The following is a 12,071-nucleotide window of genomic DNA, read 5'->3' as shown; positions in this document are numbered from 1 at the left end:
CGATCAATGACCATAGGGGGAGTCGTATGAAGGGACAACGACATATCAAAATTCGGGAGATCATTTCAAGTCGGGATATCGAGACGCAAGACGAGCTGGTCGGCGCTCTCCGCGCCGCCGGATTTCAAGTCACGCAAGCAACGGTATCCAGAGACATCAAAGAACTGCTGTTGATTAAAGTTCCGCTTGACGACGGCCGTTACAAATATTCCATGCCGACCGACCAACGCTATAATCCGGTACAGAAGCTCAAGCGGGCACTGGTGGACAACTTTGTTCATATCGATTATTCGGCGAATCTGGTCGTGATGAAGTGTCTTCCGGGCACGGCCAACTCGATCGCGGCACTGCTCGATAATATGGAATGGCCGGAAATTATGGGAACCATCTCGGGTGACGACACGATTTTGCTGATCTGCAGAGAGCCGGAGAACAGTCAAAAAGTGATCGGCCAAATCATGGGATTCATTTCCTGAACTTGATTTTGAGCAACACAAAACGAACCTTTTTTTCAAATTCTTCAATTTGCCACTGTTCAAACAAGTGTTCGCATGAATATAATGGAACTGAATCCGCTCCTCCCGAAGTTTGCGGGATGGAGACGGAGGAGACTATCAACGAGGTGAGTGCATGCTAGTTGCATTGTCCATCCGCAATCTCGCCGTCGTCGAAGCCGTCGACGTCCATTTTTATCATGGATTCCATGTATTGTCCGGTGAGACAGGCGCAGGTAAGTCGATTGTTATTGATGCGCTGGGTTTGATCTCCGGCGGAAGAAGTTCTTCGGAACTGATTCGTTACGGCGCCGATAAGGCGGAGATGGAAGCTTTATTCGAATTATCGGGGGAGCATCCCGTATGGAAGACGCTCGAACAACTCGGTATATCCGCTTCATCCGAGGAACATCTGGTGATCCGGCGCGAAGTGAACGCACAAGGGAAAAGCACGTCCCGCATCAACGGACAGCTCGTTAACCTGACGATGCTGCGCGAAGTGGGCGAACAGCTTATCAATATTCATGGTCAGCACGAGCACCAGTCGCTGCTGCGTCCGGAGAGCCATCTGGGGCTGCTGGATGCTTACGGCGGCGATACGATTGCTCCGGCCAAGGCTGCCTATCAACAAGAGTATTCCGCGCTGGCGAAGCTGGAACGGGAATTGAGGGAATTGCGCGAGACGAGTCAAAAGTCTTTGCAGATGCTCGATATGTACCGTTTTCAACTGGAGGAAATCCAGGCGGCCAAGCTCAAGGTCGGCGAAGACATAGAACTGGCGGATGAACGTTCCAAGCTTGCGCACAGCGAAAAGCTGATGGAGTCCGTCTCGGAAGGCTATAATCTGCTTTACGGCGAACAGGGGATCGGATCGATCAATTCGGCAATCTCCAGTCTGGAAGACGTGGAGAACTATGATCCGAAGGCGATGCAGCCGATTCTCGAACAGGTTCGCAACGCTTATTACCAGTTGGAGGATGCCGTATTCCAGCTTCGGGATTATCGCGAAAACATCGAGTTTAATCCGGGGAGACTGGAAGAGGTCGAAGACCGCTTGAACTTGCTTTCCGGTCTGCGCCGGAAATACGGGGACAGCGTCGAACAAATTCTCGAATATTACGATCGCATTCATCGAGAAACCGATATGCTGGAGAACAAGGACGAACGGCTTGAACTGTTGACGGCCAAGCGCGATAAGCAGCTGGAGAAGACGCTCGTTCTGGCTCGCGAGTTGAGCGCGCTCCGCCGCGATTGTTCGCGCGACCTGGCGAGACAGATCGAAGGCGAGCTGAAGGATTTGCAAATGCAGCGTACATCGATCGAAGTTCGCCTGGAGCCGATCCAGGATGCCCGCGGCTTCGAGTTTGAAGGCCGTCGCGTCCGATTGACCCGTCAGGGCGTCGATAGTGCAGAGTTCCTGATCTCGCCTAACCCCGGAGAGCCTCTGCGTCCATTGGGCAAGATTGCTTCCGGCGGTGAACTATCACGGATCATGCTGGCGCTCAAAAGTATTTTTGCCCGACACGATAAAGTGCCTGTCCTCATCTTCGACGAAGTCGACACCGGTGTCAGCGGACGGGCGGCTCAATCGATTGCGGAGAAGCTGGTGAAGCTTTCTCGTGATTGTCAGGTCTTCTCGATCACTCACTTGCCTCAGGTTGCTTGCATGGCGGACCATCAGTACCTGATTGAAAAACGGGTAGAGGGCGAACGGACTATGACCCGGGTCGAATCGCTTAACGACGACGGCCGGGTAACGGAACTGGCGCGGATGCTCGGCGGTGTCGAAATTACGGAGAAAACACTGCATCATGCGCAGGAAATGCTGAAACTTGCTGAAGAAAGCAAAAATGATCGAGCTTCCTGACCGATGATTCATTTGATCCCAAAACCGTGAGCAAGGGCAATGAGCGGAGCCGAGGGCTCCGCTTTGGCTCTATTGCAAAGGCACGAAAAAAGAGAAAAATCCGAAATCGGATTCGTTATCTGTGCTAATTTACGGTTTTGGGATTTTTTGTTTGAAATCGGCGTATAACCCGATATACTAAGAGAGAGCGGAGATTTGACGCAACTAGAAGGGAATCTTCGAACGGTGTCGAATTTTACGGTATGAGATCTGTACGAGAGTTCTGGTTCAAAAGAGACAGAAACAGTTCTATGGACTACAGAGGATTCGGCTTTGCGGCCGGATGATAAGGAGGAACAGGCTTTGCCAAACATCGAAGTTATGCTTGCGGACGATAATCGGGATTTCGTTCATATGCTCCAAGAACACATTTCCGCCCAGGAAGACATGACGGTGACAGGGGTCGCCTTTAACGGGGAAGAGGTACTGGGATTACTCCGCAGCGCTGAACGCGCACCGGATATTTTGATCCTGGATATCATCATGCCTCATCTGGATGGATTGGGCGTACTGGAGAAGCTGCAAAGCATGAACCTAAACCCCCGTCCGAAAGTGATTATGCTGACGGCATTCGGCCAGGAAAACATCACGCAGCGTGCAGTTGAGCTTGGAGCGGCTTATTATATTTTGAAGCCGTTTGATATCGAAGTATTGGTCAGCCGTGTACGGCAGATGCTGAACATCCCGTCTTCTCCGATCGCGCCTGCACAGGCAGCGCCTGCGCCTAAGCCGAGCATCGGAGCTTTGGCAAAAGGAAAGACGCTTGATGCGAGCATCACGTCCATTATTAACGAGATCGGCATTCCCGTGCACGTACGGGGCTACAAGTACCTGCGCGAAGCGATTACGATGGTGTATCACAACATCGAGATTTTGGGTTCGATCACGAAGACCCTTTATCCTTCGATCGCCGAGAAATACGCCACGACTCCTTCGCGCGTCGAACGTGCGATCCGCCATGCGATCGAGTTGGCCTGGTCACGCGGCTCGGTGCAGAATATCAGCGAGCTGTTCGGTTACACGGTGAGCATCAACAAGTCGAAGCCGACGAACTCCGAGTTCATCGCGATGATCGCGGACAAGCTGCGGATCGAGCATAAGGTGAGCTGAGAGCAAGTATCCTGCATTTGACGTATTCGAGAACATGCAAGAAAGCCGCTTCCGGAATTCGTTTTCCGGAAGCGGCTTTTATTTGCGGCATCGAATCAAGCTTGCGTTTTTTCGGCGTCCAGCAGTTTTTCGATATCGGCTTCCATATCGATAGGATCGGTGGTCGCTTCGTAGCGTTCGACGACTTGGCCTTCCCCGTCGATCAGGAATTTAGTGAAGTTCCATTTGATCGAATCGCCCGGCATATACTCCGGATGGCGTTCGTTGATCAGCGGAATCAAAATTTTGGCGACCGAATGGAACGGATTGAAGCCTTTGAAAGGTTTGGTGCCGGCCAAATGAACGAACAACGGGTGCGCGTTCTCGTCGCGTACGTCGACTTTTTCGAACATGGGGAACGAAACGCCGTACTTCAACGTGCAAAAGGTTTGAATCTGATCGTTCGTGTCGAGTTCTTGATCCGCGAATTGTCCGCAAGGGAACCCGAGGATCACGAAATCGCGTTCTTTATACCGGTCGTACAGCTTTTGCAAATCTTCGAATTGAAACGTGAATCCGCAGCCGCTGGCGGTATTGACGATCAAAACGGTTTTGCCGCGATATTGCTCCAAAGATACTTCTTGTCCGTTGATCGATTTGGCGGAGAAATCGTAAATGCTGTTCAGAAAAAACGCCCCTTTGAATGAAATTGTCGAAAGTTGTCGGCGACACTTTTTATTTTAGCATTTGTTTTTTCAAAAGGAAGTTACATTTCGATTTATGTTTAATTTTATTTTGGTATCGCTTTTTTTACCATTCTCCCGCGGTTAGCAACTCCGTCTTGCCCCCGTCCAGAAACGCATGAAACTCCGAATAATGCTCGATGAAGTCGTAGCTGCCCCCGAATAACGTTTGCATCAGCATCCAGCTCCCATCCTCAAGCTCTACCAAGTCTTCCTCGGGAAGATCGACAGGCTCGCCGTTCAACGGCATGGCCAAAGTTACAAAGACATAAACCTCATCCAATCCGAAAGTATCCGCCAAATCCAATGCAAATTCGCCGGTAAAATCAAACAAGATATCGGGATCGGCTTTGCTTTCCGCATAAAGATTGCCGCTTGCTTCGTAATTGTCGAGTAGAATAGTTACGCTGTAGCTTCCGTCATCTTCTTGCACAACGGCATAATCGACCTCGTAACCGGAGTCCGGCGTGTACAGGGTGTCGTAGTAGTGATACAGATAATCCGTCAAGGCATCTTCCGACGGGCTAAGGGCGCTTTGGGAGCTGCCGTTTCCGCTTGAGCTTCCTCCGGCGACGGGAGTTTGATTTTCTGGAGTGACGCTGGCTCTGCTGCTTGCAATCGAAATTCGGCTGCCTGAGACATCCACTTTCGCCCCGGTCGCTTCGCTTACAAAGCGCAGCGGCACAAAAATATTTCCGTTGACGGACACAGGCGCACGCTGCATGCGCACGGCAGTTCCGTTTACATAAGCGGTTCGGCTGCCTAGCGTCAGAATCATCTGCGTGCCTTTTTTAGTCGCGGTGATTTGCTGCTTTTGTTGATTCCAACTAAACGAAATGCCCAAGCTGCGGAAAATGGGTGCGAACTGCACCATCGTGACATTTTCCTGAACGATGGGATTTGTATTGAACGATACGGATTTCCCGTCCACGGATACCTGCATCGCGGCGGCGCTCGCTTGGGAAGCGAACAGGCCGAAGGCCAGCGAAGCGATCAGCAGCATTCTTTTTTTCAACAAATTCAATCCCCTCTATCTGTAAATGCAAAGATAATAACCCAATCATAATCGATCCGGGTATTTCTGCATAGGTTAAGGTCTCTGATTTGGTTTCCGTGATTTCGTTTGAGATAATGAAGAGAGGAGTCGCTGGATGATTCTTCAGAGCCGAAAGGGAGAGAACCGACAATGAGAGGCATTTATATTCGAATTTTATACGACAACGGCATCGAAAAAGAATATGCTTTCGACTCAAGCGAAGAACTGACTCCGGCTGAATTGGAGATTGCGGTCCGGGAATTGAAGGAAGCTTACGTCGTGCCGGCCTTCCGCGGCGAACGGCCCGAAGGCGACGGCTGCATGACGTTTGAAAGCGAAGGGCGGGACATCAGCGTCAACTTGGCCAAAGTATCGGAAGTCGCATTCAGCATTCGTTGACATCACTTAATCTCAAGGAGGAATATCGCATGAACGTATTGGTAATCGGAGCAAACGGACAAATCGGAAGTCGGTTGATTCGGCTGTTGGCGCATGAAGGCAAGCATCAGGTGAAAGCGATGGTGCGCAAGCAGGAGCAAGGGGAACAGCTTCGTGCGGAGGGCATCGAGCCCGTGTTCGCGAACCTTGAAGATCGTGTTGACGTGCTGGTCGAAGCGATCAAAGGCAGCGACGCGATCGTTTTCGCGGCAGGATCGGGCGGATCGACGGGATTGGACAAAACGCTGCTGATCGACCTCGACGGCGCGGTAAAAACGATGGAAGCGGCCGAAAAAGCAGGCGTCAAACGCTATGTGATCGTCAGTGCCATGCAGGCGCATAATCGCGACAACTGGTCGGAAGCGATCAAGCCTTATTATGCGGCGAAGCATTATGCGGACCGGATGCTGGAAACGACAGGTTTGGATTATACGATCGTGCGTCCGGGCGGTCTCAAAAACGATCCGGGCACGGGACGAATCTCGGCGGAAGAAAATTTGGAACCCGGCTCGATTCCGCGCGACGACGTAGCTGCGGTCATCGCCGCCGTGCTGGAGGATCGCAATACGTACAGACGCGCGTTCGACCTGACTTCCGGCGATACGCCGATCAGCGTGGCGTTCGGCAGCTGATCGGCCTCCTGCACGTTTCAGTAACGAAACTTTCCGGTTAACGATACCGTATATGCGGCATGGAGTCGATATGGATAGGGAAAGGGCGGCTGTTAAATGAAAACGATCGGTAAAAGCACTTATACGGAAGCGCAGAAAAGCGAAATGAAACGTCAAATCCGGCACGCCGCGGACGACGCCTTCGATAAAGAAATGGCCGAGATCAACGAGCAGTTGAACAAAGAGATTTTGATTGCTCTGGTCGGGGATGTTAATGCGGGCAAATCGTCGACGATCAATCGGATCGTGGGCGAAGAGGTTGCCGGCGTAGGCGCAGAACCCGGCGAGACGACGGCGATCCATCCGCACGCGTATAAAGATAAAATTTTTTTCATCGATACGCCCGGTTTGAACGATGTGAATAAAGAAAACTCCGCGACGACGCTGGATTATTTCAGGAAAACGGATGTCGTGCTGTTTTTCCTTAATGCGGCAGGCACGGTCTTCTCGGAAAGCGAGCAGCGTTCGTTCCGGATCGTGGAAAAAGCCAATCCGAATATCCTGATCGTGCTGAACAAAATCGATGCCGCAGACGAGGTGGATCGGCTGGTTAGCAGAGTGCGACGCGAAACCGGGCAAAAATACGACGTCATTCCGATTTCGTCGCGGACCGGGGAAAACGTCGATACGTTGCGCGACGCGATTCTTGAACTTTTAAAAAAAAACAATAAAGACATTCTGTTCGCGCGCACGATCAAAGAAAAGTCTTCGATCGCCAACAAATGGATCATCGCGGCATCGACTTCGGCGGGCGCGATCGGAGCCGTTCCGCTGCCGGGAGCCGATATCGTTCCGCTGACCGCGCTGCAGATCGGGCTGCTCACCAAGCTGGCCACGCTGTACGAACGACCGATCAGCCGAGAGGCCGCAAAAGAAATCGTCATTACGGCCATCGTCGGCAATCTGGGACGGACGATTTTCTCGCAGATCGTCAAGTTTTTCCCCGGAGCCGGCAGCGTAGCCGCAGCAGGCGTCGCGGGAACGGTAACGCTCGCGCTGGGGTATTCCGTCAAATATGCGTACGAGCGCGGAATCGACGTTACGCCCGAATCGGTGTCCAAGCTGTATAAGACCTTCCGTGATCGAAAAGATAAAGGCAAAAAATTGCCGGGCGAACCGGAATAAGAACCGTAAACGAAAAGTTCCGCATGAGTACCTTTGGCGTTAGCCAGGTATCAGCGGGGCTTTTTTCTTTTTTTAAAACCTGCTGCCTCGGCGTCCTGGACGGATTCTGCTATAATGAAAAACATGGCTGCGTATGGACGGAAAGTACATGTCAGCAGCTTGACCAAGTTTAAAGTAAGTTTGGTCAAGCTGCCGTTGTAGCGAATCAAAGTCAAGGAGGAGTTTCAATGTTGACCGAACGGCTGGAATTAAAATCATTTACCCCGGAGGAGGCCGAAGAATTGTTGGCGCTCCGATTGGAAAACCGGCAGTTTTTGAAGGCGCTGGAGCCGATTCGTTCGGACGGATATTTGACACTTGCAGGGCAGCGGACGGAAATCATGCAAAGCGAGCAGGGCCGTATCCGGGATCAGGCTTACGTCTATGCGATTCGCCTGCGCGAAAACGGAAGATTGCTTGGGCGTGCCGCATTGACGGGCATCGCGCGCGGACCTTTCCAAAACGCGAATCTGGGTTACTTTCTGGATGAAGCGCATAACGGAAAAGGTTATATGACCGAAGCGGTATGCGGGGTGCTGGAGTTGGCCTTTGCCAAGCATAATCTGCACCGGGTGCAAGCAGGCGTGATGCCGCGTAACGCGCCGTCGCTTCGGGTTCTGGAAAAGGCGGGCTTTCGACGCGAAGGGCTGGCCGAGCGATATCTGAAGATTAACGGCGCTTGGGAAGACCATGTCTTGTTCGGGATTACGTTGGAAGACTGGGAAGCGAAGACTGCCGGTTTGCAAAGCGGAATTTCGGTATAGGCTGCCCTCGAAAATCCCGTTCGCCGAATAAACGCAAAAGGTGCGGGAGAAATTTGTTCGTCGATATTTTTGATGTTTCTTATCAGGGATTCTTAACAAATCGAAAAGAGATCCGCGAATTGCGCGGATCTCTTTTTGTGTTTCTGCACATTCGCAGCGTATCAATGAAAAATTTAATAGATCCCAACCACAACGCCGTTCACGAAAGCGACAGCCTGCCAGGTAACGCCGCCTCTCATATAGACCCAAGCTTCGATCACGCCTCGCTTGCTGTTTTCGGTCGAGACGCTTGACGGCTCTCCCCATGAGAGCAGAACATGCTGCTTGTTCATGCCGGCTGCGACGATCTCGCTTCGGATCTGGTTCCAAACCAGTTCGCTGCCGCCATAGCGTACGCGAGGATCGAACGGGAAGAATTCATCCGGATCGCCGAGCAATTCCGGAATGCCTGCAGCGTAGTATTCTGCCGAAGCGAACTGGCTGCCTGCGGCATTTTTAAAGACAAGCGTATAAGAACGGCCGTAGTCGCTTTCTGCGATCTTGATATCCGCGATCGTCAATTTGCTGAATCGTACGCCTGCTCCGCTATAGTTATTGATCCAATAGGTTTTGCCCAGATATTGAGCCAGGCTTCCGAGCTGCTGCTTTTTCTTGAGCAGAGCGGTTTGCTTCGACTCGACTTCCAGCGACGCGGAACCCAATGAGACGACGGCCTGCTGAAGCTTGCTATCCCATTTGACCGAGGCGCCCGGAATCGCTGCGGACAAGAAACTGGCAGGGAAGACCGTTTGACCGTCGAGTGTCTGCACTTTGCCTTTCAGCGTGACGGACTTGCCGTTGACGGTAGCTTTTGCGCTGCCTTTTTGCAGTTGAATCTTCGTGTCTCCGTATTGGATCGTCCAATTGCTGCCGGAGTTCGTTACCGTTCCGCCAAGTGCGGCGAACACAGGACGAACCGGAAGGTACGTGCTGCCGCCGACCAGACCGGCTCCGGTCAGTGCGCCGCCTTGTTTCACGATCAGCGTCGTTTTGGCGGAAATGCCTTTGGAGTTGAACGTTACCGCAGCGGACCCGAGCCCATTGGCTTTAAGACTTCCGTCTTTCTGCACGGACACGATCTTGGCGTCGGAAACGCTGAGTTCGCTGGCTGCCGGCGTACGTTTACTTTTGGATCCGTCTGTGAATTTCTCTTCGACGGTGACTTTGACGACATCGCCTTTCGCGGCGGAAGTTCGGGACAACGTCAAGGCTGCCGATTGAAGGCGAGCCGGAGCGACTTCCGTCCACTTTCCGTTTGCGTACAAACCCGATGTTCCGTCGCTCAAACGAACAAAGAGTCCTTTTTCGGCAGCATTCACGGAAACGGCACCTTTTACCGAAGCGACAGCCGTACCGGATTTGGCATTGCCGTATTCGTATTTCCACAGGCTTCCGTCAGACTTTGCGACATACAGATCATTGCTGGACTCTTCCTTGACCCAGGCAATCGATACGGCTCCGGTCGTGAATGTCTCGGGTTCCGAATCGGTCTCGGCATCCAACTTGGTGACCGTCCCGTCCGAGCCTAATACCATTACGGAGCTGCTTGTCGATTGAATATCCGTTGCGCCCGGCAGATCGGCGAGCTTTTTAACCTTATTCGCGGAATAATCCGAGCGATAGCGCCAGACTTCGCCGTTTGCGGTCAGCAGTGCAAACCCGGAGGAGTGTGCGGAAATTCGGATGCCGCCGGGCATTCCTGCGCTTGCGTATCCGATAACGTCGCCCGATTGGGCCAGCATGACATCTTCGGATACCTGAGCAACCGCCGGCAGGCCTTTGATCAGCTTGGGAGCTCCGGTGATGCCGAGATCGCTCCATTGATAAACCAAGCCGTTTTCCGTCCATGCATAATGATCTCCGGTATGCGAATCCCTGGAGATGCCGACAAACGGCGACGGTTCTTGTACGGAACCGATCGTCCGTCCTTCCGCGCGAAGCGAGCCGTCGTCAAGAATGTAATTGCGATGATCCAGTCCGCTCAGAATGCTTGAATCGGCGGATGATTGCGCATAGGCACTCGTGCCCCATAGCTGCGGCGTCGGAACAGCAGCTCCCAACAAAATACCCGCGGCAAGTGCTGTTTTTGCAAAAATCGTTCCCTTCATTTCTCCTCATGACCCCTGTCTTTTCAAGTAACGGTTCGCACAAAAAACTCCTTTCGGTTCTGACTCCGACAGACTGAAAGGATCGCGACGTTCAATATCATGTATTCGACCAAGCAAGCTTAAATTCCTTTTTTGCCCACACCCGGAATGATGAGGATTTTGTCATCAAAATAGATGCAGTCGAAGTTGAAACGCAGGTGTGGCACCCGGTACAATGAAAGAGACGTGACAGGGGGACGAAAGGGAATAGATTCGCGCATATAGACCGGAAGATTTAGAGAACGTCATTGCGCTGCACGCCGAATTGTATCGTCGCGAGCGCGGGTATGACGATTCCTTCGTACGTTTCGTGGAGGAAGGCATTCGAGATTTCGGGAAACGAAATGCGAAGGAGCGAGAGCGACTGTGGGTCGTTGATCAATCGGGCCGGCATAGCGGCTCGTGCTTTGTATGCTAATTTTGGTTTTCGATTGGCGGAGAGCCGTTCGGTCTTTTTATCGGAGCGTATGCTGCAAGAGGAAATGTGGCAAAAACAACTGGCCTCTCATTGAGGTCATCGCACAACGAAAATGAGAAAGCTTGAAAGGAGAAGGAGCCAATGGTGCGAAAAGACGAGCGCTTGAAGCAGGGCGCTGGAACGCAAAGCGATGAAACGGTTGAATGGCGACCAGCGTCGCTGCTGGAGGCTCCTGAACACTCGGGTTCGGTTCGCGACGAGATGTTAGGTTATATGCACGAATTAATCGAGATTGCTCGCGAGTATACGGAGCGGGAAGACGATTATTATGCCGGAGCCCTGCTTCAACGAATCGCGAATTCGCTATCGGCGGCCGTCTTGCTGCGTGAGGGAGGGCTAGTGGTCGAAGCGCCTGTGCAAATTCGGGTAGCTTTCGAGCATTCTGCGCGATTGTTCCAATATCGCGCGGCTCCCGAAACGATTGATCATGATGCCGCCCAGGAAGTGATGGGGAGCAACCTGGGCGTCATGAAGTATGCGTACGAGCATATTTCGTTCGAGTTGACCGACGTCTACGGATTTTTGAATGTTTTCACGCATCCGGATCGGGCTTCGCTGGAGTGGACAAGCCGCGTCAGTTCGGATTCGGTGGATATGGCGGATATGCTGGCCTTATACGGGGTCGGCGGAATCTTTCTGATCCTGTCTCATGCCTATCCGGGAGATATTCGGCTTGGGGAAGAGCGGATCAAGGACCGTTCGGAACGGATTGCTTCGCAAATTTTAGATGTGCTGCAAGAGTTCGAATCGCTTAAAAACACAGGAGATCCGCATCGGATGTTGGAGTTGTTCCTAAGCGAGAACGGCCGCGTGTTCGGCAAAGACAAGTACAATGAACATTTAAAAAAGTTCATGTTGTTTGCTTCGGATAATCCGGAGAATACCATGGAGCTTTATCTGAAGCGGGAAATGGAGCTGGAAAAACGGCGCATGCAAAGAGCTTCTGCCAAACAAAAAGAAAAAAAATCCCGTACCAAACACAAAAAGAAATAAAAGGATATTATGGAACGGGCTTCATCTGCCGATAATGATAAAGGCGGCAGCTCCAATATTAAGAGATCGTGTCCGGAACCGCTGCCCGAGCAAGCAAGTTTCAAAGTTG

Annotated in this window: 11 protein-coding genes; 8 read left to right on the top strand and 3 right to left on the bottom strand. The window is 52.0% G+C overall.

Going from position 1 to position 12,071, the window contains the following annotated elements; all coding sequences use genetic code 11:
- The first annotated feature begins 26 nt into the window (after nucleotides 1–26).
- The 3 genes from ahrC (at nucleotide 27) to spo0A (ending at nucleotide 3,510) form a co-directional block, all read left to right on the top strand.
- Nucleotides 27–476 (top strand): transcriptional regulator AhrC/ArgR, encoded by a 450-nt coding sequence (gene ahrC, locus HRQ63_RS05270; RefSeq protein WP_172240104.1) that lies wholly within the window; start codon nucleotides 27–29, stop codon nucleotides 474–476.
- 154 nt (nucleotides 477–630) lie between these two features.
- Nucleotides 631–2,361 carry a DNA repair protein RecN gene (recN, locus tag HRQ63_RS05265; protein WP_172240101.1) on the top strand — a complete coding sequence of 577 codons (1,731 nt, stop codon included), beginning with the start codon at nucleotides 631–633 and terminating at the stop codon, nucleotides 2,359–2,361.
- A 342-nt stretch (nucleotides 2,362–2,703) separates the two neighbouring features.
- A complete protein-coding gene (gene spo0A, locus HRQ63_RS05260; protein ID WP_172240098.1) occupies nucleotides 2,704–3,510 on the top strand; it encodes a sporulation transcription factor Spo0A in 807 nt (268 codons plus the stop codon).
- Nucleotides 3,511–3,605: 95 nt separating this feature from the next.
- On the opposite strand, the gene HRQ63_RS05255 is transcribed toward spo0A, so the two are convergent.
- The gene (locus tag HRQ63_RS05255) at nucleotides 3,606–4,175 is read right to left on the bottom strand and encodes a glutathione peroxidase (protein ID WP_172240644.1); all 570 of its coding nucleotides are present in this window, start codon (nucleotides 4,173–4,175) and stop codon (nucleotides 3,606–3,608) included.
- Nucleotides 4,176–4,299: 124 nt separating this feature from the next.
- Nucleotides 4,300–5,247 (bottom strand): copper amine oxidase N-terminal domain-containing protein, encoded by a 948-nt coding sequence (locus tag HRQ63_RS05250; RefSeq protein ID WP_172240096.1) that lies wholly within the window; start codon nucleotides 5,245–5,247, stop codon nucleotides 4,300–4,302.
- Nucleotides 5,248–5,418: 171 nt separating this feature from the next.
- Here HRQ63_RS05250 and HRQ63_RS05245 point away from each other — a divergent pair, with 171 nt between their 5' ends.
- From HRQ63_RS05245 to HRQ63_RS05230, 4 genes are all read left to right on the top strand, one after another.
- On the top strand, nucleotides 5,419–5,667 hold the full coding sequence (locus HRQ63_RS05245) for a hypothetical protein (protein ID WP_037289356.1): 249 nt from the start codon (nucleotides 5,419–5,421) through the stop codon (nucleotides 5,665–5,667).
- Nucleotides 5,668–5,696: 29 nt separating this feature from the next.
- Nucleotides 5,697–6,338 carry an SDR family oxidoreductase gene (locus tag HRQ63_RS05240; protein ID WP_172240093.1) on the top strand — a complete coding sequence of 214 codons (642 nt, stop codon included), beginning with the start codon at nucleotides 5,697–5,699 and terminating at the stop codon, nucleotides 6,336–6,338.
- Nucleotides 6,339–6,434: 96 nt separating this feature from the next.
- Nucleotides 6,435–7,502: a GTPase gene (locus HRQ63_RS05235; RefSeq protein WP_172240090.1), complete on the top strand. Its 1,068-nt coding sequence runs from the start codon at nucleotides 6,435–6,437 to the stop codon at nucleotides 7,500–7,502.
- Between the two features lie 227 nt (nucleotides 7,503–7,729).
- Nucleotides 7,730–8,305, top strand: coding sequence for a GNAT family N-acetyltransferase (locus HRQ63_RS05230; RefSeq protein WP_172240087.1), 576 nt, complete (start codon nucleotides 7,730–7,732; stop codon nucleotides 8,303–8,305).
- Nucleotides 8,306–8,478: 173 nt separating this feature from the next.
- On the opposite strand, the gene HRQ63_RS05225 is transcribed toward HRQ63_RS05230, so the two are convergent.
- Complete coding sequence (locus tag HRQ63_RS05225) at nucleotides 8,479–10,452, bottom strand: copper amine oxidase N-terminal domain-containing protein (RefSeq protein WP_172240084.1); 1,974 nt, start codon at nucleotides 10,450–10,452, stop codon at nucleotides 8,479–8,481.
- 598 nt (nucleotides 10,453–11,050) lie between these two features.
- Between HRQ63_RS05225 and HRQ63_RS05220 the strand changes: the two genes are divergently transcribed.
- Entirely contained in the window at nucleotides 11,051–11,962 is a 912-nt protein-coding gene (locus tag HRQ63_RS05220) for a hypothetical protein (RefSeq protein WP_172240081.1), read from the top strand.
- The last annotated feature ends 109 nt before the right edge of the window (nucleotides 11,963–12,071 follow it).

The organism is Saccharibacillus endophyticus, assembly GCF_013185185.1.
Lineage (GTDB): Bacteria > Bacillota > Bacilli > Paenibacillales > Paenibacillaceae > Saccharibacillus > Saccharibacillus endophyticus.
Note: the sequence above shows the minus strand (reverse complement) of the source record. Positions and strands in the feature narration are given on the sequence as shown.